General features: G+C 65.9%; 22 protein-coding genes and 2 pseudogenes. 11 read left to right on the forward strand and 13 right to left on the reverse strand.

Going from position 1 to position 21,522, the window contains the following annotated elements; all coding sequences use genetic code 11:
- Position 1 precedes the first annotated feature (1 nt).
- From D6M19_RS28710 to fadD5, 3 genes are all read right to left on the reverse strand, one after another.
- On the reverse strand, positions 2 to 871 hold the full coding sequence (locus D6M19_RS28710; protein ID WP_123028683.1) for an MlaE family ABC transporter permease: 870 nt from the start codon (positions 869 to 871) through the stop codon (positions 2 to 4).
- Position 872: 1 nt separating this feature from the next.
- A complete protein-coding gene (locus D6M19_RS28715; RefSeq protein ID WP_407665419.1) occupies positions 873 to 1,616 on the reverse strand; it encodes an MlaE family ABC transporter permease in 744 nt (247 codons plus the stop codon).
- Between the two features lie 262 nt (positions 1,617 to 1,878).
- On the reverse strand, positions 1,879 to 3,576 hold the full coding sequence (fadD5, locus tag D6M19_RS28720) for a fatty-acid--CoA ligase FadD5 (RefSeq protein WP_123028685.1): 1,698 nt from the start codon (positions 3,574 to 3,576) through the stop codon (positions 1,879 to 1,881).
- A gap of 63 nt (positions 3,577 to 3,639) precedes the next feature.
- On the opposite strand from fadD5, the gene D6M19_RS28725 reads away from it, so the two are divergent.
- Both D6M19_RS28725 and D6M19_RS28730 read left to right on the forward strand, forming a co-directional pair.
- On the forward strand, positions 3,640 to 4,332 hold the full coding sequence (locus D6M19_RS28725; protein ID WP_123028686.1) for a GntR family transcriptional regulator: 693 nt from the start codon (positions 3,640 to 3,642) through the stop codon (positions 4,330 to 4,332).
- Positions 4,333 to 4,453: 121 nt separating this feature from the next.
- Complete coding sequence (locus tag D6M19_RS28730) at positions 4,454 to 4,804, forward strand: hypothetical protein (protein ID WP_123028687.1); 351 nt, start codon at positions 4,454 to 4,456, stop codon at positions 4,802 to 4,804.
- Positions 4,805 to 4,806: 2 nt separating this feature from the next.
- Here the strand turns inward: D6M19_RS28730 and D6M19_RS28735 are convergent, their stop codons facing one another.
- Complete coding sequence (locus tag D6M19_RS28735) at positions 4,807 to 5,247, reverse strand: SRPBCC family protein (RefSeq protein WP_123028688.1); 441 nt, start codon at positions 5,245 to 5,247, stop codon at positions 4,807 to 4,809.
- 88 nt (positions 5,248 to 5,335) lie between these two features.
- Here D6M19_RS28735 and D6M19_RS28740 point away from each other — a divergent pair, with 88 nt between their 5' ends.
- Positions 5,336 to 6,457, forward strand: coding sequence for an L-talarate/galactarate dehydratase (locus D6M19_RS28740; RefSeq protein WP_123028689.1), 1,122 nt, complete (start codon positions 5,336 to 5,338; stop codon positions 6,455 to 6,457).
- A pseudogene (locus tag D6M19_RS28745) lies at positions 6,454 to 7,044 on the forward strand (FadR/GntR family transcriptional regulator); the annotation flags it as partial. The gene D6M19_RS28740 and the pseudogene D6M19_RS28745, both read left to right, overlap by 4 nt.
- Here the strand turns inward: D6M19_RS28745 and D6M19_RS35000 are convergent.
- The 4 genes from D6M19_RS35000 to D6M19_RS28765 all read right to left on the reverse strand — a co-directional run bounded on the left by D6M19_RS35000 (position 6,934) and on the right by D6M19_RS28765 (position 10,984).
- A complete protein-coding gene (locus tag D6M19_RS35000) occupies positions 6,934 to 8,619 on the reverse strand; it encodes a tripartite tricarboxylate transporter permease (RefSeq protein WP_123028691.1) in 1,686 nt (561 codons plus the stop codon). The pseudogene D6M19_RS28745 and the gene D6M19_RS35000 overlap by 111 nt on opposite strands.
- 4 nt (positions 8,620 to 8,623) lie before the next feature.
- Positions 8,624 to 9,169, reverse strand: a complete 546-nt coding sequence (locus tag D6M19_RS28755; RefSeq protein ID WP_123028692.1) for a tripartite tricarboxylate transporter TctB family protein — start codon at positions 9,167 to 9,169, stop codon at positions 8,624 to 8,626.
- A 4-nt stretch (positions 9,170 to 9,173) separates the two neighbouring features.
- Positions 9,174 to 10,196, reverse strand: coding sequence for a tripartite tricarboxylate transporter substrate binding protein (locus D6M19_RS28760; protein ID WP_234835095.1), 1,023 nt, complete (start codon positions 10,194 to 10,196; stop codon positions 9,174 to 9,176).
- 143 nt (positions 10,197 to 10,339) lie between these two features.
- Positions 10,340 to 10,984: a TetR/AcrR family transcriptional regulator gene (locus D6M19_RS28765; protein ID WP_123028693.1), complete on the reverse strand. Its 645-nt coding sequence runs from the start codon at positions 10,982 to 10,984 to the stop codon at positions 10,340 to 10,342.
- A 150-nt stretch (positions 10,985 to 11,134) separates the two neighbouring features.
- Between D6M19_RS28765 and D6M19_RS35005 the strand changes: the two are divergent.
- A pseudogene (locus tag D6M19_RS35005) lies at positions 11,135 to 11,242 on the forward strand (CAP domain-containing protein); the annotation flags it as partial.
- 42 nt (positions 11,243 to 11,284) lie between these two features.
- Here D6M19_RS35005 and D6M19_RS34400 read toward each other — a convergent pair.
- Entirely contained in the window at positions 11,285 to 11,434 is a 150-nt protein-coding gene (locus tag D6M19_RS34400; RefSeq protein ID WP_164478743.1) for a hypothetical protein, read from the reverse strand.
- 150 nt (positions 11,435 to 11,584) lie between these two features.
- Positions 11,585 to 12,061: a hypothetical protein gene (locus D6M19_RS28775; RefSeq protein ID WP_123028695.1), complete on the reverse strand. Its 477-nt coding sequence runs from the start codon at positions 12,059 to 12,061 to the stop codon at positions 11,585 to 11,587.
- 252 nt (positions 12,062 to 12,313) lie between these two features.
- On the opposite strand from D6M19_RS28775, the gene D6M19_RS28780 reads away from it, so the two are divergent.
- Genes D6M19_RS28780 through D6M19_RS28790 form a run of 3 tightly spaced genes read left to right on the forward strand, consistent with a single transcriptional unit; the run spans position 12,314 to position 16,448 of the window.
- A complete protein-coding gene (locus D6M19_RS28780) occupies positions 12,314 to 13,855 on the forward strand; it encodes a Re/Si-specific NAD(P)(+) transhydrogenase subunit alpha (protein WP_123028696.1) in 1,542 nt (513 codons plus the stop codon).
- Positions 13,856 to 13,858: 3 nt separating this feature from the next.
- Positions 13,859 to 15,298, forward strand: coding sequence for a Re/Si-specific NAD(P)(+) transhydrogenase subunit beta (pntB, locus tag D6M19_RS28785; RefSeq protein ID WP_123028697.1), 1,440 nt, complete (start codon positions 13,859 to 13,861; stop codon positions 15,296 to 15,298).
- A 7-nt stretch (positions 15,299 to 15,305) separates the two neighbouring features.
- Positions 15,306 to 16,448 (forward strand): acyl-CoA dehydrogenase family protein, encoded by a 1,143-nt coding sequence (locus tag D6M19_RS28790; RefSeq protein WP_123028698.1) that lies wholly within the window; start codon positions 15,306 to 15,308, stop codon positions 16,446 to 16,448.
- A 65-nt stretch (positions 16,449 to 16,513) separates the two neighbouring features.
- Here the strand turns inward: D6M19_RS28790 and D6M19_RS28795 are convergent, their stop codons facing one another.
- Complete coding sequence (locus D6M19_RS28795) at positions 16,514 to 17,722, reverse strand: sensor histidine kinase (protein WP_234835096.1); 1,209 nt, start codon at positions 17,720 to 17,722, stop codon at positions 16,514 to 16,516.
- Between the two features lies 1 nt (position 17,723).
- Positions 17,724 to 18,365: a response regulator gene (locus D6M19_RS28800; RefSeq protein ID WP_123028714.1), complete on the reverse strand. Its 642-nt coding sequence runs from the start codon at positions 18,363 to 18,365 to the stop codon at positions 17,724 to 17,726.
- Positions 18,366 to 18,541: 176 nt separating this feature from the next.
- On the opposite strand from D6M19_RS28800, the gene D6M19_RS28805 reads away from it, so the two are divergent.
- Complete coding sequence (locus D6M19_RS28805; protein ID WP_123028700.1) at positions 18,542 to 18,769, forward strand: hypothetical protein; 228 nt, start codon at positions 18,542 to 18,544, stop codon at positions 18,767 to 18,769.
- Positions 18,770 to 18,865: 96 nt separating this feature from the next.
- On the opposite strand, the gene D6M19_RS28810 is transcribed toward D6M19_RS28805, so the two are convergent.
- Entirely contained in the window at positions 18,866 to 19,327 is a 462-nt protein-coding gene (locus D6M19_RS28810; protein ID WP_123028701.1) for a nuclear transport factor 2 family protein, read from the reverse strand.
- 33 nt (positions 19,328 to 19,360) lie between these two features.
- Between D6M19_RS28810 and D6M19_RS28815 the strand changes: the two genes are divergently transcribed.
- The gene (locus tag D6M19_RS28815) at positions 19,361 to 20,593 is read left to right on the forward strand and encodes an acyl-CoA dehydrogenase family protein (protein WP_123028702.1); all 1,233 of its coding nucleotides are present in this window, start codon (positions 19,361 to 19,363) and stop codon (positions 20,591 to 20,593) included.
- Entirely contained in the window at positions 20,593 to 21,381 is a 789-nt protein-coding gene (locus tag D6M19_RS28820) for a tyrosine-protein phosphatase (RefSeq protein WP_123028703.1), read from the forward strand. Before D6M19_RS28815 ends, D6M19_RS28820 begins: the two co-directional genes overlap by 1 nt.
- The last annotated feature ends 141 nt before the right edge of the window (positions 21,382 to 21,522 follow it).

Here is a 21,522-nt window from a genome sequence, read left to right on the forward strand (position 1 = left end):
GCTACACCGTGAGGTTGAAGTTCGGGTCGGTGCCGTAAAGCGCCAACGATGCGAACAGGACAACGATCACGATGGCGGTCAGCGAGGTACGCATCGACCGGCCGACGGCCTCGCCGACGCCGACCGGTCCGCCGCTGGCGTAGTAGCCGTAGTAGCAGTGGTTGAGCATGACGATCACCGAGATGATGATCGCCTGCACGAAGGACCAGAACACGTCATCGGGGCGCAGGAAGGTCCGGAAGTAGTGCTCGTAGGTGCCGATCGACTGGCCGTAGAAGAACGTCGTGGTCACCTGCGCGGACAGGAACGACATGATGATCGCCATCGCGTACAGCGGGATGATCACCACGAAGCCGGCCATGATGCGGGTGGACACCAGGTAGGAAATCGACTTGATGCCCATCACCTCGAGGGCGTCGATCTCCTCGCTGATCCGCATGGCGCCGAGCTCGGCGGTGGCGCCAGCGCCGACGGTGGCCGCCAGCGCCTGACCCGCCACCACCGGGGCGGCGATGCGGACGTTGATCAGCGCGGCGAAGAAGCCGGTGAATGCCTCGACACCGATGTTGCCAAGCGACGCGAAGCCCTGGATCGCGACCAGCGACGAACCGGACAGAGTGACGAAGCCGACGATGGCGACGGTGCCACCGATGACGGCCATCGCGCCTGTGCCCATTCCGATCTCGGCGATAAGCCGCAGCGTCTCCCTGCGGTAGTACCGGAGTGCGTGTCCGATCGAGCCGACGGCCGTCACGACGAACCACGCGACGTGCCCGACGCTGTCGAGGAATCGGCCAGGCGCGGCAACTACATGTTCGGTGCGTGCGTATCCCCGCGGGAACCGCGAGCGCAGCACGTTGGAGGTCGCCATGTCAGCTTCCCGTCCCGAAGCGCACGCCGATGGTCGTCAGCACCACGTTGACAGCGAACAGGGCGATGACACAGAGCACAAGCGTTTCGTTGACCGCGGTACCGACGCCCTTCGCGCCACCGGAAACGGTCAGGCCGCGGTAGCAGCCCACCAGGCCGGCGATCAGGCCGAACGTGGTGGCCTTGACGACCGATATCAGCACCTCGGGCAAGCCTGTCACGAGCGTCAGCGTCGTCACGTACGCACCCGCCGAGACGTTCTGCAGGTAGACGCCGAATATGAAGCCACCGACAAGTCCGATGGTGATCACGGCGCCGTTGAGTAGAAGTGCGACGAAAGTCGAGGCGACCACGCGGGGAACCACCAACCGATGGATCGGATCGATGCCGAGCACCTCGAGTGCGTCGATCTCCTCGCGGATGGTGCGGGCGCCCAGGTCGGCGCAGATGGCCGTGGATCCGGCGCCCGCGACGACGAGCACGGTCACCAACGGGCCCAGCTGAGTGACGGCGGCCAGGGCCGCGCCCGCGCCGGAAATGTCGGCGGCGCCGAACTCCGTCAGAAGGATGTTGAGGGTGAAGATGAGCAACACGGTCAAAGGTATGGAGACCGCGAGCGTCGGCAGGAACGAGACCTTGAACAGGAACCAGCTCTGCAGGATGAACTCCCGCCACTGGAATGGCCGGCGGAACAGTGCCTTGAAGGTGAGCACGCACATCCGCACGAAGCCGCCGACAGCTTCCATCGCCGGCCGGGCCTGGTTGGCGATGTAGTCGCCTATCCCCGGTTGCGTCGCCGTCACCAGCGCGTTCCCACGCCAAGGCTGATATGGCGGTACGGCAGCCCCTGTCGCACGCCCCCTCCTTGCACTGGACCCCTTTGTGTGACCACCGTCTCCCTACTGACTGGTAGTAAGGCGGACCACAGGAATGTACACGATGCTGCCATGGGCCTGCACCGCATCCGGCGGATTGATCCTATAACCGTTAGCAAACCTATCTCCCCAGCTAACTTTCCGCAGGCCCGACAGAAACCGTTGCAGCAGAAGAACTTTCGTCTGCGTCAACTAATTTCTGTGCGCCGAATCGGTTTCTCAGCTCCGTTTTGAGGACTTTGCCAGCGGGGTTTCGCGGTAACGCGTCGACCACCTCCAAATGCTTCGGATGCTTGTACCGCGCAAGCCGTTCAGTGAGGAATTCGTCCAGATCGCCGAGCTCGAGGGTTGAATCGGACACCGCGCTCACCGCCACTACGGCCACCGGAACTTCGCCCCACTTCTGGTGGCTTCGCCCGATCACCGCGACTTCGACGATCGCCGGATGGGCGGCGAGGACGTTCTCGACCTCCGCGCAGTAGATGTTCTCTCCGCCGGAGATGATCATGTCCTTCTTGCGGTCGACGACCCAGACGTAACCCTCGTCGTCCTGGCGCACCAGATCGCCCGAGTGGAACCAGCCACCGGTGAACGCCTCGGCGGTGGCCTGCGGGTTGTTCCAATAGCCTGCCATCAGAGTCGGCGCGCGATAGACGATCTCACCGACCTGCCCGATGGGTACGTCGTTCATATCGTCGTCGACCACCCTGGCGCTGACGGTCGGAATGACCTTCCCGACCGACCCGAGCTTGCGAATTGCGTCGTCACCCAACAACATGCACGTCACCGGCGACATCTCGGTCTGGCCGAAGGCCGCAAGGATCTGGGTTCCGGGGAAGGTTTCGGACATGCTGCGCAACAGCGTGTCCGACGCCGGCGCTGCGCCCCACGACAGCACGCGCAGTTTCAGGTTGCGTGGATTGGCCTTCTGTTCGGCGCAAACCGCCTGCCACTGCGCGGGAACCAGGAAAATACCGGTGACTTTCTCGGCCTCGAGCACGTCGAGCAGCGCGCCGGGATCGAAATCGCCGAGCGGGTAGATGACCGTCGGCAGGCCGAGAAGCAGCCCGATGATCATGTTGCCGATGCCCGCGATGTGGAAAAGCGGGACACCGACGAACCCGACATCGTTGTTGATGTCGGCACCGTTGGTGAACAGGAAGGTCATCGCCTGGCCTGCGAGGTTGGCGTGGGTCAGCACCGCGCCCTTTGGGCGCCCTGTGGTGCCGGAGGTGTACATGATCAGCGCAGGGGAATCGTCGGGGATATCGGCAGGCGCCGCGGGCTCGCCATCCTCTGCAAGCACGTCTTCGTAGCCGAGGACTCCCTCGTCGGTGGCCGCGCCCGCGACGATCACCGTTGCCAGCCTTGGTTCGGAATCCCTGACGGCCGTCGCCACCTTGGCCAGCACCGGTTCCGCGATCATCACCTTGGCATCGCAGTCTTCGACCAGGAACGCGATCTCCGTCGGCGTCATCCGGAAGTTCACCGGAACCGCGATGGCGCCGAGCTTGTTGGCCGCCAGGAACGACTCGATGAACTCGGTCCGGTTGAGCATCAGGATCAGCACCCGATCGCCGAAGCGGACACCGCGACGGTGCAGCGCTGCTGCGAGTGCTGCCACCCGGCTGTCGAGTTCAGCCCATGTGGTTGTCCGGCCCAGGTGTCGAAGCGCCGTCGCGTCGGGCTGCATCAGCGCGTGGCGGGCGAGCTGGTTGGTCCAGTTCTGCCTTCTCGCCAGATGGGGCTGATCGGTCGGCGACGGCGAATCGGGCGAAGCGGTCAACGGCAGGAACTCCCGGTTGCACGAAGTTGATATTTGATCAAACATTGGGATGCTGCGGTCACACTATGGCCTCGGCGGGCATGGGACAACCCCTGGAGGGGAGACCGAGTGAACGCACCGGCGACGCCCGTTCACCGGCGTCGACGTGCCATCCGCCGCGAGCAGTTATCCGATGAAGTCGCCGGTCATCTGCGCGCCGCGATCATGTCCGGGACGTTGTTGCCGGGCACATTCATTCGGCTCGACGAGACTGCCGCCGCGCTCAGTGTCAGCATCACCCCGGTGCGCGAGGCGCTGCGCACGCTGCGCGGCGAGGGCATGGTGCTGCTGGAGCCCCACCGCGGCCATGTCGTGGCACCGCTGAGCCGACGCGACATCGAGGACATCTTCTGGCTGCAGGCCACGATCGCCAAGGAACTCGCCGCCGCCGCCGCCGATCGGATCACCGAGGACGACATCGCCGAGCTGGAGCGGCTCAACCACGAACTCGCCGCGACCGTCGACGCAGGCGAGGCCGAAGCCATTGCCGCGGCAGAGTTCCAGTTCCACCGCTCGCTCAATCACACGACGGGCCGGATCAAGCTGGCCTGGTTTCTACTGCACGTAGCCCGTTATATGCCGCCGTTGATCTATGCGGCCGACCCGCAGTGGGGCGCCGAAGCCGTCGACAACCATCGGCAGTTGATCGCCGCACTGCGTCGTCGCGATGTCGGCGAGGTGGTCCGGCTGACTGAAAGGCAGTTCAGCGACGGTGCACGGCGGTTGACCGAGCGGCTCGAGGAAACCGGCATCTGGAGTTGAGCCACCAGGTGTGCCGGCGTGCGCGATGCGCGGGCGAAGTGAGGGTGTGCGATGCACAGGCATGTGTATCCGTCCGGTCTTGTGCTGCTCTCGTGTCGGTCCGCGGTGGCACTGTCCGGCTATGACCGGCACACCGACCGACAGGTACGCGCTGCGCGGGACGGAACTTCGCTATGCGCTCACCCTCTATCTGTTTCAGCACGGACCACGCCGCGTTGCCGACCTCATCGACGCGCTCGACTTTCAAGGATTTGATATCCCTGGCGGCGCGAAAGCTGTCTCGGACGCGCTTCGATGGGAGATCGGACACCAAAGAGTGCGACGGCTGGAGCGTGGCAAGTACGCACCAGGCTCGATGCCGCGCGCCACGGAGCACCGCATCTACACCCGGGTGATGGTGCTGCGCGACGAGGCCGCAGCGCGCACTGCCGAATCGGACAAGGCCTTCTGGGATGCGCTGTTCGGCCCGTGACGTTACGTGGCGGCGAGCTGCTCGGCGCGGGTCTTGAGGTTGGCCGCGAGGTAGTCGAGTGTGTCCCCGATCGCCTTCTTCACCATCGGCTTGGGGAACGGCAGCTTCGTCTCCACGTCGAGGTCGACGGTGAGTAGCGACGTCGGCCCGATCGGCACCACCGAGAACTTCTGCTCCTGCTTCTCGAAATGGTCGCCCTGCTGCAGCACCGTGTAGATCTCGGTGGCGGTCGGGTAGTAGACCGCCGTGATGAAGGTGCCCGACTGCCCCTGGACGAGCACATCGAGCCGGAGCTGGCTGGGGCGCCCGTCGTCGTAGCGGGCCAGCACCCAGCAGCCCTTTATCTCTGCGTTCCACTCCGGGTACGCCTCGAAGTCCGCAACGATCGACATGATCGACTCGGCGGACGCGTCAACCTCCACTGTCTTGCTCACCAACGGCATCGGCCCAGCCTATCGGCCCTTGTACACCGACCGAAACCACTTGTATGATAAGTCTGCAACTCGTCATACTAGTGGTCAATGGAGTCTCATGCCTGACAAGATCCGCCACCTCAACCTGTCCCACGTCGTGCTGCCGCTCGACAACCCCGTCAGCGACGCCAAGGTGCTCACCGGCCGCCAGAAGCCGCTCACCGAGACCGTCCTGCTCTTCGTCGAGGTAACCACCGAAGACGGGTTCGAGGGCATGGGGTTCAGCTACTCCAAACGCGCGGGCGGACGAGCGCAATACGCCCATCTCCAGGAGATCGCCGACGTCGCGCTCGGCCAGGACCCATCCGACATCGACCGGATCTACCAATCGCTGCTGTGGGCAGGCGCGTCGGTCGGGCGATCAGGCGTCGCCACCCAGGCCATCGCGGCGCTGGACGTCGCGCTGTGGGATCTCAAAGCCCGTCGCGCGAACCTGCCGCTCGCCAAGCTGATCGGTGCCCACCGCGATTCATGCCAGGTTTACAACACCTCGGGTGGCTTCCTGCAGGCGTCCGTCGAGGAGATAAAGGAGAAGGCCACCGCATCCATCGAGGCCGGCATCGGCGGTATCAAAATCAAAGTCGGCCAACCGAATTGGCAGACCGATCTGGACCGGGTCGGCGAAATCCGCGAGCACCTCGGCGACACCCCGTTCATGGTCGACGCCAACCAGCAGTGGGACCGGGCACGCGCGAAGCGGATGTGCCGGGAGCTCGAGGCATTCGATCTGGTCTGGATCGAGGAGCCGCTCGACGCATGGGATGCCGTCGGGCACGCCGACCTCAGCCACACCTTCGACACCCCGATCGCGACCGGCGAGATGCTGACGTCGGTGCCCGAGCACATGGCGCTTCTCGACGCCGGCTATCGCGGCTTCGTGCAACCCGACGCCCCCCGGATCGGCGGCATCACGCCGTTCCTGCGCTTTTCGACCCTGGCCTCACAAGCGGGGCTGGCGCTTGCGCCGCACTATGCGATGGAGATCCATTTGCATCTGGCCGCAACGTATCCCACCGAGCCGTGGGTGGAGCACTTCGAATGGCTCAATCCACTCTTCAACGAGCGCATCGACATTCGCGACGGGCGGATGTGGCTGCCCGATCGGCCCGGCCTCGGCTTCACCCTCAGCGACACGATGCGGGCCCTCACCAAGGAGAGCGCCGAGATCGGCGTGCGATGACTACCACGCTGGCGCAGCGGGTGGTCGCCGGCCTGAAGGACAAGATCCTCGCAGGCGATCTCCGGCCGGGCCAGAAGCTGCCGTCGGAGGCCGAACTCATCGACTCCTACCGGGTCTCCCGAACGGTGGTCCGCGAGGCGGTCACTCGCCTACGCGCCGAGGGACTCGTCGAAACCTTTCAGGGCCGTGGCTCTTACGTGCTCACGGTGCCAGAGCCGACATCGTTCACGGTTGAGTCGGCGGCCATCCGCACGCATCGTGACGTGCTCGACATGATCGACTTCAGGGTCGGCGTCGAATGTGAGGCCGCAGCATTGGCGGCCGCGCGCATCGATCCTGCCGGTCGCGAATCGGTCCGTGCGGCAATGGAGGAATTCGTCGCCGCCGCGCCGCAGGACGCGGTGGAGGCGGACTTCAACTTCCACCGGGCGGTCGCGGCTGCCAGCGGCAACCGCTTCTACCTTGGCCTGCTCGACTCACTCGGGCCGATGATGATCATGCTTCCCCGTACCCGTCTCGGGAACGCGTACTCGCTCACCGACACCGGGCACGTCGACCGGGTCCGGCGGGAGCACGACGCGATCGCCGCCGCGGTCATCGCCGGTGACGCCGACCTCGCCCGCGCCGCGATGCGGCTCCATCTCGGCAACACTCGGCTTCGGCTCGCCGCCGGCCCCGCCTGACCGGCGGCGCTTGACCAGCGACCGCACCAGCGGCAGCAGCGCCAGGGCGACGAATATCGCCAGGATCGAGCCGGATATCGGCCGGGTGATGAAGCCCGATGTATCCCCACCGAACATCAGCAGTGACCGGCGCGTGCTCGACTCGATGATCGTGCCGAGGACGAAGGCCAGCACCATCGGGCCGGGGTCGAACCCCGCCTTCTTCATCAGGTACCCGATGACACCGAAGGCGACCATCAGGAAGATGTCGAACGTCGAGTTGTTGATGGTGTACACGCCCAGGATCGTGATCAGCGCCGTGATCGGCGCCAGAATCGCCGGCCGGATCCGCAGTATGCGAACGAACAGCCCCACCAAGGGAATCGACAGGATCAGCAACAGCAGGTTGCCGATGTACATCGAGTTGATGACACCCCAGAAGACGTCGGGGTGTTCGTCAACCAGCTGCGGGCCCGGTGAGACGCCGAGGATCAACAGCGCGCCGAACAGCATCGCCATCGTCGCGTTCGCAGGCAGACCGATCGTCAGCAGCGGGATGAACGACGACGTCGCCGCCGCGTTGTTGGCGGTCTCCGGCGCCGCGACGCCCTCCACCGCTCCGCGGCCGAACCGCTCCGGCGTCTTGGACCAACGTTTCTCGGTGGCGTAGGCGACGATCGAGGAGAGCACCGCGCCGCCGCCGGGCAGCACGCCCAGGACGAAGCCGATGATCGAGCCGCGCCCGATCGCCCCCGACGACTGCTTGAGGTCCTTGCGCGACGGCCAGACGTTGCCCACCTTGGCGGGCTCGAATGTCTTGCCGTGCCGCTGCTCGAGGTTGTAGAGGATCTCGCCCACACCGAACAGGCCCATCGCCACGACGACGAAGTCGATGCCGTCGGCGAGCTGGAGGCTGTCGAACGTGAAGCGGGACGCGCCGGTGAAACTGTCCCGGCCGACCGTCGCCAACAGCAGACCGACGGCGCCCGCGATCAGCGCCTTGAGCTTGTTGCCGCTGCCGATGGTGGCCACCAGCAACACGCCCAACAACGCAAGCGCGGCGTATTCTGGCGGCCCGAAGTCCAACGCGATGCTCGCCACCACCGGAGCGAGCAGCGTGAGTCCGATGATCGAAATCGTCGCTCCGACAAAGGAACCGATGGCGGCGATGCCAAGCGCCGTGCCGGCCTTGCCCTGTTTGGCCAGCGCGAAGCCGTCGAACACAGTCACCACCGACGACGCTTCACCGGGTAGTCGTAGCAGTACCGAGGTGATGGTGCCGCCGTACTGGGCGCCGTAATAGATGCCTGCCAGCATGATGATCGCCGACACCGGATCGATGGTGTAGGTGATCGGCAGCAGGATCGCAATCGTGGCCGCCGGACCGAGCCCGGGCAGCACGCCGATGATCATGCCGATGAGCACACCGACCAGGCAGTAGAGCAGGTTCTTCGGCTCGACGACGAGTGCGAACCCGTCCAGGAAGGCAGTGAAATCCATTGTCTTAGAACGCAATCAGGTGGGGCAGCGGAATCCGCAGGCCATAGAGAAACAGGAAGTAGAAGACGGCGACGGTGACCACGCTGATCACCGCGGTGTTGCGCCAACTCTCGCCGCCGAGGAACCGCAGCCAGATCACGCAGAGAACGAGGCCAGGGATCTCGAAGCCGGTCACCGGCAGCAGAAGACCGAAGGCGATGAACGTGACGGCGCCGACGAGTGCCAGCACGCTGCTGCGGGTGAACGCCTCACTGTCGGTCAGCTTGCGTCCCGTCACGAGCAGCACCGCCGACAGCGCGGCGATCACCACGCTGACGACGAACGGCCACATGCCGCCCCCGGGCTTTTCCACCGACCCGAGGCCGTAGCCATAGGACAACACCGCGCCCGCGACACCGATCACGATGCCGACCAGTGCGCCCACCGTCTGATAGATGGGCCCACCCTCTGGCGGGCGGTCCTCCTCGAGCTCGTGGGCGACCTCGGCCTCGATCTCGGCGAGGATGTCGCGGGTGTGCGGATGTATGCCCTGGCTGTCGTTGGGGGACATGGGGTCAGCCCTCGTCGCGCAGATTGATGCCGTACTGCTTGACCAGGTCGGCGTAGCGCTTCTGGTCGGCCTGCAGCTGTGTGAGCACCTCGTCACCCGACTGCTCCATCGGGGTCAGGCTGTTCTGCTTGTTGAACGACTTGTACTCCTCGGTCGCGAAAGCCGCCTTCATACCCTCGACGAGCTTGTCCTTGACGTCCTGCGGGGTGCCCTTCGGCGTCGTCATGAACCGGTACTGGGCGACCTCCACGTCGAGGCCCTGCTCCTTGGCGGTCGGCACCTCGGGCAGGTATTCGATGCGCTCGGGTCCGAACACCGACAGCGGGGTCAGCTTGCCCGCTTGGATGTTCTCGATCGCCTCGCCGACCTGAAGCGAGGCCACGTCGATCTGGTTACCCAGCAGGGCCGCCAGCGCCGGGGCGCCACCGTCGAACGGGACCGGCTGAGATTCCACAGAGGTCTTCTTGAACAGCAGCGCGGCGGCCAACTGCGCGCCGGTGCCAACGCCGGTGGTGCCGTAGCGGACCACGCGGTTGGCGTTCTCGAGATCCTTGAGGGACTTGAAACCGCTTGCCGGGTTGGTGACCAATACGTAGTCGTCACGGGAGACTCCGTAGACGAGATCGAAGTCATCGATCTTGGTGACCTCGTCCGGCGCGACCGCGAGCGGGGTGATCGCGAACAGCGAGGCGTTCTGGATGGAGATCACCGAACCGTCCGGTTTGGCCTTCGCCACCTCCGCCGCGGCCAGCGCGCCGTTGGCACCCTCGCGGTTGATGACCGGAAAGGATGCGCCCAGGTCGTCGGACAGTCCTTTGGAGACCGCGCGGCTGATCAGATCACTGGAGCCACCCGCCGATGCACCGACATACATCTCGACGGTGCCCGACGGCCAGCCTTCTCCGCTGCCGTTGCTGGTGCTGGTTTGGACGCCGCTGCAGGCGGTCATGACGGCTGCGGCCACAGCGGTCGCCGCCGCCAGGCCGGCGCGGGTGCGGGTTCGGCGAAGGGCGGTAAGCATGCTCATTCACTCCTGTGTCGTGGAACAAGTCGAACAGCCGATGTGGCCGTCGTCACTGCCTACGGTAGGAAGAGAGAGCGATACCTGTCCAAGCCCAATCTGGCATTGGTTGATGCAGCTAGCGCATTAATAGCGCCGGCGAACGCGAGCTAGGCGTGTTCACCGACGTCGAAGCCAAGTGGGGAGTCCACCCGCACAGCCTCATCGCGGATCAAGCCCCGCAACAGTGCCATGCTGAACTCCGCGGCGATCTCCTGCGCGGTGCGGCGGCCCTGCGGGCGCAGCCAGCGGTAAGAGCCGAGCGTCATGCCGATGTAGCCGAGCGCCAGCACATGGGAGTCGCAGTCGTAGAACTCTCCGCTGGCGATGCCACGGTCGATGACATCGCGCACGTGCTCGTAGACCTGGGCTTCCTTCTCCCGAATGTAGGCGACCTGCTCGTCGGTGAACCACTCGGTGATGTAAGGCCCCTCTTGGAAGTACACCGCCGCCCGTTCGAGGTCGTGGGCTATGCCGACAAGGAGTCGTCGGGTGAAGTGGTAGATGGTCTCGCGAGCCGACGCGGACGGATCGTCGTGCAACGCGCCAACGGTGAAGTCGGCGGCACCCTTGTAGATGTCGTAGAGAATCAGCGACTTGCTGGCGTAGTAGTGATACACCGTCGCCTTGTTCAATCCGACGGCGTCGGCGACGTCGTCCATCCGGGTGCCGTGGTAACCGCGGGCCGCGAAGAGGTTGGTGGCGACGGCCAACAACTCCTCGCGGCGGCTCATCCCGTTGGTCGTGTCGGACATGGCGGCTCTCTGTCGGCAGGCAGGCCCCGATCACTTCCGGGGCACTCAATCAACTGGTTGGCCGTCAGTCTAGGTGCACAGGGTGTCGCCACCGTCGCGGCGGGTCTAGACTCCAGCCCAGGGACTGCACGGCGAGAGGGTGAGCACATGGATCCGAACCCGGATTATGACGCCAGCGACGAGGTCGAGTACGGCGTCGACTGGTTCGCCTGGATCCTGCGCGGCGTGTATCCACCGCCTGCCTATCCCCCGGTTTAACCGACTGTTCTAAACACCCGCCGGTCTACCACGTAGGGCGGTCTACCACGTAGGGCCGGTGAAGAAGCCGTCAAAACGGATGCGCTGCTTGCGCAACATCTCGATTGATCCGTCCTTGGGCAGCGCCTTGACCGTCGACTCGGTCAGCTTCGGTGGCTGATTCTGCAGCACCTCATCCGGTGTCGTTTGCATGGACCGATCATTTCCGGCCAGCCCCGCCTTGGCGCGAGTAGTCGACTACTGCACTTGCGGCCGGCTGCGCACATGGCAGTGCCGCGCTCTAGGAATACGCCGACCCGGAACGCGACACTGTGCTCGGTTACCTGCGCTGACTGTGCTCGGTTACCTGCGCTGAGTTTCCTGCCTCGCGGCCTCTTGCTGTGCGGTCGCCTGCTCGACGCGGTCCCGCTCGGCGCGGTCCTGCCCGACCGCGTTGCGATCCACGGCTTTGTGGTCCACGGCTTCGTCATCGACGCGGGTCTTCGGATCGAGCATGTCGGCGTCCCTGCGGCGCTCTTCGATGTCTTCACGCGACGCGGCGACGGCTTCCTGGTGGCCGGCTGCCTGCTGCGCGAGCCGGGCCGCTTCTGCGGCCTTCGCCTCGGCTTCGGCCTCTGCGGCGCGGGCCTTCGCAGCGGTTTCCTCGGCAAGCGCCTGACGCTTGTCAACCTTCTGGACGTGGGTGGTGAGCTCCTCGCGCATCTGCTCGGCCTCGACGTGCCTGTGCTGATTGCGCTTGTTTCGCGCGGCGAAGACGAGCCCGGCGAGCACGATCACCGCCACAACTGCGACGACGATCCAAACGACGGTGCTGTTCATGAGAATGCCTTTCGTGGAAAATCCCCGGGAACGTCGCTGACGCACCCGCAAATTCGGGATTCCCTGCGGGGCGGCCGTTGAAACCCCGCACCGAGGCGTCGGGTGGATACCGCCGTTGTCGCACTGGGCGTGATGTTGATTTGGGGCGACTTTTACACTGACGTATTCCACTCGTCCCACGACGAGCTGTGTCGGGGCACCGCGTCGTGCTCCGGCCGGACCGTGACAGAAACCTAGATCGGATCGAAATCGATGATCATCGGGATCCCGAGAGAGTCGCTGCCTGGGGAAACGCGCGTTGCCGCGACGCCGCAAACGGTCGGCCAACTCATCAAGCTGGGCTATGAGGTAGTTGTCGAGACCGGCGCAGGCGCCGCATCGAGCTTCTCCGATGCGGCGTTCACGGAGGCCGGCGCCGACGTCGGGTCCGCCGAGCAGGTCTGGGCGGCCGACGTGGTGCTCAAGGTGAACGCGCCGGACGACGCGGAGATCGCCGCCATGCGCGACGGCGCCACGCTGATCAGCCTTATCTCTCCCGCCCTCAAGCCGGAGCTCGTCGAGCAGTTGGCCAGCCGGCCGATCACCGCGCTGGCCATGGACGCTGTTCCGCGTATCTCCCGCGCCCAGTCACTGGACGTGCTGTCGTCGATGGCGAACATCGCTGGCTACCGCGCCGTCATCGAGTCGGCCAACAAGTTCGGCCGGTTCTTCACCGGGCAGGTGACCGCAGCGGGCAAGGTGCCGCCCGCCAAGGTGCTCGTCGTCGGTGCGGGCGTTGCCGGACTGGCGGCTATCGGTGCGGCGGGCAGCCTTGGCGCCATCGTGCGCGCCACCGATCCCCGCCCCGAGGTGGCAGATCAGGTCAAATCTCTTGGTGGGGAATATCTTTCGATCGAGTCGCCGGAGGCGCAAGTGTCGGCCACCGGCTACGCCAAGGAGATGGGCGACGACTACAAAGCCCGCGAGGCTGCGCTGTACGCCGACCAGGCCGGCGACGTCGACATCATCATCACGACCGCGCTGATTCCCGGTAAGCCTGCGCCGCGCATCATCACCGCCGACATGGTGGCCTCGATGAAGCCCGGCAGCGTCATCGTCGACATGGCCGCGGCCAACGGCGGCAACGTCGAAGGCACCGTCAAAGACCAGGCGATCCTCACCGACAACGGCGTGACCATCATCGGCTACACCGATCTGGCGGGCCGACTGCCCGCCACGGCATCGCAGCTGTACGGCACCAACCTGGTCAACCTGCTCAAGCTGCTGACCCCGGAGAAAGACGGGCAGCTCACCCTCGACTGGGACGACGTGGTGCAACGCTCGGTGACAGTGGTCCGCGACGGCGAGGTCACCTGGCCGCCGCCGCCCGTCCAGGTCTCGGCGGCGCCGGTCGCCGCAGCGGCTCCTGCCGAGGCCAAGCCGGCCAAGCAACCCATGACGACGGCGCGCCGGCTTGGGTTGACCTTCACGGCCGCGGCGGTGCTCTTCGCGCTGATCGCCCTCTCGCCGGCCGCGCTGCAAGTGCACCTGACGGTGTTCGCACTGGCCATCGTGATCGGCTACTACGTGATCGGCAATGTGCACCATGCGCTGCACACCCCGCTGATGTCGGTGACCAACGCGATCTCCGGGATCATCGTCGTCGGTGCGCTACTGCAGATCGGACACGGCATCCAGTCCGGGGGGGCCGTCATCACCGCGGTGGCAACGCTGGCGATCCTGCTCGCCAGCATCAACGTCTTCGGCGGCTTCGCGGTGACCCGCCGAATGCTGGCCATGTTCTCGAGGAGCTGAGAAGTGTTCACACTGGAAACCGCCGCAACCGCGGCGTACGTCGTCGCGGCCCTGCTGTTCATCCTGGCGCTGGCCGGCCTGTCTAAGCACGAAACATCAAGGGCCGGTAACACTTTCGGCATCGCGGGGATGGCCGTCGCGCTGATCGCAACCATCGCACTTGCACTGGCCCGCCATATCGAACCCCTGGGCCTGGCGCTGCTGGCCGCCGCCATGGCCATCGGTGCGGCCATCGGGCTTTGGCGCGCCAAGGTCGTGGAGATGACCGGCATGCCTGAGCTGATCGCACTGCTGCACTCGTTCGTCGGGCTGGCCGCCGTGCTGGTCGGCTGGAACGGCTACCTGCACGTCGAAGGTGACGCCGCCGGCGCCGAGGCCGCCCTTCTGAATAGCGAGGGCATGCTCGGCATCCACTCGGCCGAGGTCGTCATCGGCGTCTTCATCGGCGCCGTCACGTTCACCGGTTCGATCGTTGCCAACCTCAAGCTCTCGGCCCGCATCAAGTCCGCGCCGATGATGCTGCCCGGCAAGAACCTCCTCAACGTCGGCGCGCTCGTCGTCTTCGCCGCGCTCACCGTCTGGTTCGTGATCGACCCGCAGCTGTGGCTGCTGGCGGTGGTCACCGTGCTGGCGCTGCTGCTCGGCTGGCACCTGGTCGCGTCGATCGGCGGCGGCGACATGCCCGTGGTGGTGTCGATGCTCAACAGCTACTCCGGCTGGGCTGCGGCGGCGTCGGGCTTCCTGCTGGGCAACGACCTACTGATCATCACCGGCGCGCTGGTCGGCTCATCCGGTGCCTACCTGTCCTACATCATGTGCAAGGCGATGAACCGGTCGTTCATCTCGGTGATCGCAGGCGGCTTCGGGATCGAGGCCGGGCCCGCTGACGACAAGGATTACGGCGAGCACCGCGAGATCAACGCCGAGGGCGCCGCCGAACTGCTCTCGTCGGCCAGTTCGGTGATCATCACCCCGGGCTACGGCATGGCCGTCGCCCAGGCCCAGTACGGCGTCGCCGACCTGACCCGCAAGCTGCGCGCCCGCGGCGTCAACGTCCGGTTCGGCATCCACCCCGTCGCGGGACGACTGCCCGGCCACATGAACGTGCTGCTGGCCGAGGCCAAGGTGCCCTACGACATCGTGCTGGAGATGGACGAGATCAACGACGACTTCGCCGACACCGACGTCGTCCTCGTCATCGGCGCCAACGACACCGTGAACCCGGCGGCGTCGGAGGACCCGGGCAGCCCCATTGCAGGCATGCCGGTGCTCACGGTGTGGAACGCCAACAATGTCATCGTGTTCAAGCGGTCCATGGCCTCTGGCTACGCCGGCGTGCAGAACCCGCTGTTCTTCAGGGAGAACACCCAGATGCTGTTCGGTGACGCCAAAGACCGGGTCGACGCGATCAACGCGGAGCTCTCGGTCACCGAAAGGGTTTAGGTCCTCGATGCCCGTCGACCGGTTGCTGCCGTCGCAGGAAGCCGACGACCTCATCGCGCTCACCCGCGACATCGCCGACAAGGTGCTCGACCCGATCGTCGACGCGCACGAGAAGGCCGAGACCTACCCCGAAGGGGTGTTCGCCCAGCTGGGCGCCGCCGGGCTGCTCAGCCTGCCGCAACCCGAGGAGTGGGGCGGCGGCGGCCAACCGTACGAGGTGTACCTGCAGGTGCTCGAGGAGATCGCGGCGCGCTGGGCGGCCGTGGCGGTCGCCGTCAGCGTGCACAGCCTGTCGTCGCACCCACTGCTCGCGTTCGGCACCGACGAACAGAAGCGGCGCTGGCTGCCGGGGATGCTGTCCGGTGATCAGATCGGCGCATACAGCCTGTCCGAGCCGCAGGCCGGGTCCGACGCGGCGGCGCTGCGCTGCGCGGCGAAGGCCGACGGCAATGGTGGCTACGTCATCAGCGGGTCGAAGTCGTGGATCACCCACGGCGGACGGGCGGACTTCTACACGTTGTTCGCGCGGACAGGTGAAGGCAGCCGTGGGATCTCCTGCTTCCTGATCCCCGGCGACCTCACGGGCCTGAGCTTCGGCAAGCCCGAGGAGAAGATGGGCCTGCATGCGATACCGACGACCTCGGCGTTTTACGACAACGCCCATGTGGACGCCGACCGACTGATCGGCGCGCAGGGGCAGGGTCTGCAGATCGCCTTCAGCGCACTGGATTCCGGCCGCCTCGGCATCGCCGCCGTCGCGGTCGGGCTGGCGCAGGCGGCGCTGGACGCGGCCACCGCCTACGCCAACGAGCGAACGACGTTCGGGCGCAAGATCATCGACCATCAAGGCCTGGGGTTCGTGCTTGCCGACATGGCCGCGGCGGTGGCCAGCGCACGGGCGACCTATCTCGACGCGGCGCGTAGACGAGACCTCGGCAGGCCGTACTCGACCCAGGCCAGCGTCGCCAAGCTGATCGCAACCGACGCCGCGATGAAGGTCACCACCGACGCGGTCCAGGTGTTCGGCGGCGCCGGCTATACGCGCGACTACCGCGTGGAGCGATACATGCGCGAGGCCAAGATCACCCAGATCTTCGAGGGCACCAACCAGATCCAGCGGCTCGTCATCGCACGAGGTCTCACGAGCTGATCTGCGCGCGGGCCCCTGCGCGAGCAGACGCAAAAGTACCCAAAAGGGCAAGAATTGGGGGACTTTTACGTCTGCTCGGCGGGGGAGGGGACCGGCTCGGGCGGCGAGGTGACGGTGACCCTGGTGCCGCCGCCGGTCTGCGAGTCGATGTGCATCGCGCCGCCCATCGCTTCGAACCGCGCCAACAACGAGCCCAGCCCGATGTGCCCGTCGGCGACCGACTGACCGATCACCTCCGGATCGAAACCGCGGCCGTCGTCGGCGATCGTCAGCTCGAACCTGTCGCCTTTGCGCTCGAGCCCGACGTGCACTGTGTTGGCGCCTGCATGCTTGCCGACGTTGGTGAGCAGCTCGCGCGCGGCCCGGTGCAGCAGCTGCTGAGACTGCGGCTTGCCCACCTCATCCAGGTCGGCATCGACGGCGACGTGGGTGCGAGCCTCGAACTGCTTCAACAACTCTCGCAGCGCGGGTGTGAGGCCGAGCTGCGCGAGCACCTGCGGGTGCAGCTCGGTGACGGTGGAGCGCAGGCCGGTCGCGGTTTCCTGCAGCGCGGCATAGACCATGTCGAGTGCGGGATCGGGATTCCGCTCACGGGCCTCGTCGAGCTCAAGGCGCGCGGCGAGCAGCGTCTGCAACGGGCCGTCGTGCAGATGCTCGGCCACCTCACGGTTGCGTCGCTCGTCGGCCTGCATCGCCTCGGAGACCAACTGGCGGCGCACTTCCTGTAATGCCCTGACACGCAACGCCCTTCGGGCGAGCACAAAGCACAGCGCCGTCGTCGCGACGGCCAGCCACAGCAGGAAGCCGAAATGGGTGTACACGATATTCGGCAGGCCGATTCTGTCGTCGCGCTTGGAATAGAAAATCCAGACGGCGAGATAGCCCACCGCCGTGACGATGCCGAAAATCGCCGTCAGCGCGGGCCGGTCGCCGAACGCCACCGAGATCGGCAGCAGGAAGAACACCGGAAGGAGCGCCGACGTCGCACCCCCCGACACCAGGCACAGCGCGACGATCACCAGCAGGTCGACGATCGTCGACGCCCAGTCCGCCCACCGGGGAACGGGCCCGCGGAACACGGCGATCAGCCACAGCACCGCGGCCGCTGCGTATGCACCGAGAATCACCGCGTACAGCTGGGGCAGCCAGTGGTCGACCTCCCATATCCACACCAGCACGGCGATCAGGCCGATCAGCGGCAGACGCAGAAGCGCCGAGACGCGCACGGGTTCCGTCGCGAGATGGTCGATGAACGAGTCGGACCGGCTGTGCACGCTAATCCAGCAGTTTGCGGCGCATGGCCTCTGCCACCGCGGCGGCGCGGTCGCTGACGCCGAGCTTCTCGTAGAGCCTCTGCACATGGGTCTTGACCGTCGACGGCGCCAGGTACAACTCCTTGGCCATGGCGGGAATGCTGCTGCCGCCTGCGATCAGCTTCAGCACCTCGCGCTCGCGGGGGCTCAGCGCGGGCACGTCGGGTTCATTGCGGCGCCGGATCTCCGACGCCAGCCCCGCCGCGAGTTCCGGTGCCAGAACGTCCTTGCCCTTCGCGCACCTCAAGACGGCTGCGACCAGCTCGCTTCGGGTGGACTCCTTCGGCAGGAAGCCCGCCGCACCCTCCTGCAGCGCCTTGTAGACGATGGCCGACTCGTCGTGAGCCGACACCAGTAGCACCCGCGTCGGCAGCTCGTCGCGGGTGACCGCGGCGGCCACCTCCGCGCCGTCCATGCCGGGCATCCGGTAGTCGAGCAGCGCCACCTGCGGCTGGTGGGTCCGGATCAGCTCGAGTGACTCGAGCCCGTCCTCCGCCTCGGCCACCACCTCGATCTCACCGCTGGACACCAGCGCCCGCACCACACCCTCGCGGAACATCGGATGGTCGTCGCCGACCACCACCCGAACCTTTTCGCTGGTCACAGCTTCAGCTTGGCACAGCAGCAGGCCCGGTTCCCCCGATTGGGGGACAACGAGTTCCACCGTGTCTCCGGCCGGTCGGCGGACAGACCCCGCCGTCGCGCTCCGGCACTCTTAAGTCATCGCCGGAACACACCGGCGGAGAACACCAAAAGTCAACGGACACAAAGGAACTGAAAATGAACAGCATTATCGCCCGCATCGCCCTCCCGATCGTCTCGGCCGGCATCCTCTCCGGTGCCGCCCTCGGCCTTGCGGGGATGGCAAGCGCCACAGTCACCACCACCCAGACCGGCTCGCACACCGCGATCGTGGCCACCCCGGACACGTACGCGAAGCCGGCGCCCAACGCGATGTCGGGCTGGCGCTACCACCACGGCCACGGCCACGCCTACCTCGGCCAGTAGACCCACAACTGAATAACAACACGAATAACAACTGAATAGATCTTCCTCCACAGAGGCCCTCCCCGGCGGCGTACCGGGGAGGGCCTCACCCGTGGATCACCACAGCGGAAAGTCGTGGCCGTACTCGGATTCGGGTCGCGGGCCGAAGTAGCGGCGCTCCGACTCGTCGATCTTGACGTCGTTGATACTGGCCTCCCGCCGCGCCATCAGGCCCTCCTGGGTGAACTCCCACAGTTCGTTGCCGTAGCTACGGAACCAATGCCCGTCGGCGTCATGACATTCGTACTGAAAGCGCACCGCTATCCGGTTGTTCCGGAATCCCCACAGGCCTTTGCGGAGTACGTAGTCGAGTTCCCGCTCCCACTTCTGGGTCAGAAACGCGACGATCTGCTCGCGTCCGACGATGTGCTGATCGCGATTGCGCCACTGCGAATCGGGGGTGTAGGCGAGGCTGACACGCTCGGGGTCGCGGGTGTTCCAGGCGTCCTCGGCGGCCTGGACCTTCTGCTGCGCGGTCTCGAGTGTGAACGGCGGAAACGGAGGACGGCTCTCGGTCATCAGTACATTTTGCGCACCCTTTAGTGTGGCTACATGGACTTCGCGATGTCTGCCAAGGCACAGGATCACCACAAGCGGCTGACGGCTTTCATGACCGAATTCGTGTTCCCCGCCGAGGCCTCATACGAGGAGTACCGGCGTGCGGCAGGGCCCGACGACCACACCGTCCCGCCGGTCATCGAGGAGCTCAAGATACTGGCCAAGGAGCGCGGCCTGTGGAACCTGTTCCTGCCGTCGGTCTCGGGCCTGACGAACCTGGAATATGCGCCGCTGGCCGAGCTGACCGGCTGGAGCATGGAGATCGCCCCAGAGGTGACCAACTGCGCCGCCCCCGACACCGGGAACATGGAGACGCTGCACCTGTTCGCCACCGAGGAGCAGAGCAAGCAGTGGCTCGAACCGCTGCTTGACGGTCAGATCCGCAGTGCGTTCGCCATGACCGAGCCCGCCGTGGCATCAAGCGACGCCCGCAACATCCAGACCACCATGCTGCGCGACGGAGACGACTACGTCATCAACGGCCGCAAGTGGTGGATCTCCGGCGCTGCCGACCCGCGCTGCAAAATCCTCATCGTGATGGGCCGGACGAACCCCGACGCCGCCAGCCATCAGCAGCAGTCGATGATCCTGGTGCCCGTCGACACACCCGGTGTGTCGATCGAGCGTTCGCTGCCGGTGTTCGGCTGGCAGGACCAGCACGGGCACTGCGAGATCTCCTTCGACAACGTCCGGGTGCCCGCGTCGAATCTGCTCGACGAGGAGGGCAGCGGGTTCGCGATCGCACAGGCGCGTCTTGGCCCGGGCCGCATCCACCACTGCATGCGGGCCATCGGCGTGGCCGAGCGGGCGATGGCGCTGATGATCGACCGGGTGACCAAGCGCATCGCGTTCGGCAAGCCACTGGCCGAACAAGGTGTGGTGCAGCAGCAGATCGCCCAGTCCCGCAACGAGATAGACCAGAGCCGGCTGCTGTGCCACAAAGCGGCGTGGACCATCGACCAGCACGGTAACCAGAGCAGGGAAGCCCGCCAATTGGTTTCGATGATCAAGGCTGTCGCCCCGCAGATGGCCTGCAACGTCATCGACCGGGCGATCCAGGTACACGGCGCGGCCGGGGTCAGCGATGACACCGTTCTGGCCCGGCTGTACGGCTGGCATCGGGCCATGCGGCTGTTCGACGGCCCCGACGAGGTGCACATGCGCACCATCGCGCGCGGGGAACTCGGCAAGGAGAAGTCCGCCTTCGCCGCGGCGGTGACGGGCTAGTGCCGCCGCTTTCGGGAGCATGGAACTTTCGCGACGTCGCCGAGAAGGCAGGGATCCAGCCGGGCAGGCTGTTCCGGTCCGGCGAGCTGAGCAACCTCGACGATGCGGGCCGCGAAACGCTGCTCCGGTTCGGCATCACCGCTGTCGCCGACCTCCGGTCGGCGCCGGAGCTGGAGCGTCACGGCAAGGGTCTGGTCCCCGACAGCGTGACGATCCACCACCTGCCCTTCGTGGAAACCCTTGCCTCCGATGCCGATGCACCACACGAGCACGCATTTCAGAAGATACTCACCGAGAAGCCCGACGACGAGTCGGTCAGCCACGCCGCGGCCCGCTACATGACCGAGGAGTACGGCCGGATCGCCCGGTCGCCGCTCGCGCAGCGCGCCGTGCACAAGGTGGTCACCATGCTCGGCGACGACGATCGTGTGCTCGCACACTGCTTCGCCGGTAAGGACAGGACGGGGTTCACCGTAGCGGTGGTGCTCGAGGCGGCGGGCGTCGACCGCGACGCCGTGATGGCCGACTACCTGGCCAGTAACGCCGCCGTGCCGGAGTTGCGAACCCACATCGTCAAGACGATCAGGGCCAGGATGTCCGAGACGCCCGAAGTCGCTGAGGTGGCCGAAGCGCGACTGACGGAGTCGGTGCTCGGCGTGCAGGAGGCCTACCTCGACGCTGCGCGGAGCGCGATCGTGGAGGACTTCGGCTCGCTGGAGCGATACCTCGATGCGTCCGGTGTGACGACCGACGACCTCGCAAAGCTGCGCGCCGCGCTACAGGGTTAGCTGCCGGGGTTAGCTGTACTGACCACGGACGTTAGGTACGGCGTGGCGTGGTGACATGACGAAGACCTCCGAGTGAAGTGCGAGCTGTCTAGGAACGCACCAACTCACCCCGGAGGTCTTCGTGGTCCACCGTAATGCCCC

Origin of the sequence: Mycolicibacterium stellerae (assembly GCF_003719305.1) — a bacterium.
Taxonomy (GTDB): domain Bacteria; phylum Actinomycetota; class Actinomycetes; order Mycobacteriales; family Mycobacteriaceae; genus Mycobacterium; species Mycobacterium stellerae.

Excerpts from the sequence above, each read along its gene's own strand:
- D6M19_RS28760 (WP_234835095.1), bottom strand. The coding sequence starts at position 10,196 with ATGAGCATGCTTACCGCCCTTCGCCGAACCCGCACCCGCGCCGGCCTG.
- D6M19_RS28790 (WP_123028698.1), top strand. The coding sequence starts at position 15,306 with ATGCCCGTCGACCGGTTGCTGCCGTCGCAGGAAGCCGACGACCTCATC.
- D6M19_RS28735 (WP_123028688.1), bottom strand. The coding sequence starts at position 5,247 with ATGCCGTTGGTGAGCAAGACAGTGGAGGTTGACGCGTCCGCCGAGTCG.
- D6M19_RS28710 (WP_123028683.1), bottom strand. The coding sequence starts at position 871 with ATGGCGACCTCCAACGTGCTGCGCTCGCGGTTCCCGCGGGGATACGCA.
- D6M19_RS34400 (WP_164478743.1), bottom strand. The coding sequence starts at position 11,434 with ATGCAAACGACACCGGATGAGGTGCTGCAGAATCAGCCACCGAAGCTG.
- D6M19_RS28755 (WP_123028692.1), bottom strand. The coding sequence starts at position 9,169 with ATGTCCCCCAACGACAGCCAGGGCATACATCCGCACACCCGCGACATC.
- D6M19_RS28740 (WP_123028689.1), top strand. The coding sequence starts at position 5,336 with ATGCCTGACAAGATCCGCCACCTCAACCTGTCCCACGTCGTGCTGCCG.
- D6M19_RS28780 (WP_123028696.1), top strand. The coding sequence starts at position 12,314 with ATGATCATCGGGATCCCGAGAGAGTCGCTGCCTGGGGAAACGCGCGTT.
- D6M19_RS28715 (WP_407665419.1), bottom strand. The coding sequence starts at position 1,616 with ATGGAAGCTGTCGGCGGCTTCGTGCGGATGTGCGTGCTCACCTTCAAG.
- D6M19_RS28810 (WP_123028701.1), bottom strand. The coding sequence starts at position 19,327 with ATGACCGAGAGCCGTCCTCCGTTTCCGCCGTTCACACTCGAGACCGCG.
- D6M19_RS28815 (WP_123028702.1), top strand. The coding sequence starts at position 19,361 with ATGGACTTCGCGATGTCTGCCAAGGCACAGGATCACCACAAGCGGCTG.
- D6M19_RS28805 (WP_123028700.1), top strand. The coding sequence starts at position 18,542 with ATGAACAGCATTATCGCCCGCATCGCCCTCCCGATCGTCTCGGCCGGC.
- D6M19_RS28765 (WP_123028693.1), bottom strand. The coding sequence starts at position 10,984 with ATGTCCGACACGACCAACGGGATGAGCCGCCGCGAGGAGTTGTTGGCC.
- fadD5 (WP_123028685.1), bottom strand. The coding sequence starts at position 3,576 with ATGTTTGATCAAATATCAACTTCGTGCAACCGGGAGTTCCTGCCGTTG.
- D6M19_RS28775 (WP_123028695.1), bottom strand. The coding sequence starts at position 12,061 with ATGAACAGCACCGTCGTTTGGATCGTCGTCGCAGTTGTGGCGGTGATC.
- D6M19_RS35000 (WP_123028691.1), bottom strand. The coding sequence starts at position 8,619 with ATGGATTTCACTGCCTTCCTGGACGGGTTCGCACTCGTCGTCGAGCCG.
- D6M19_RS28730 (WP_123028687.1), top strand. The coding sequence starts at position 4,454 with ATGACCGGCACACCGACCGACAGGTACGCGCTGCGCGGGACGGAACTT.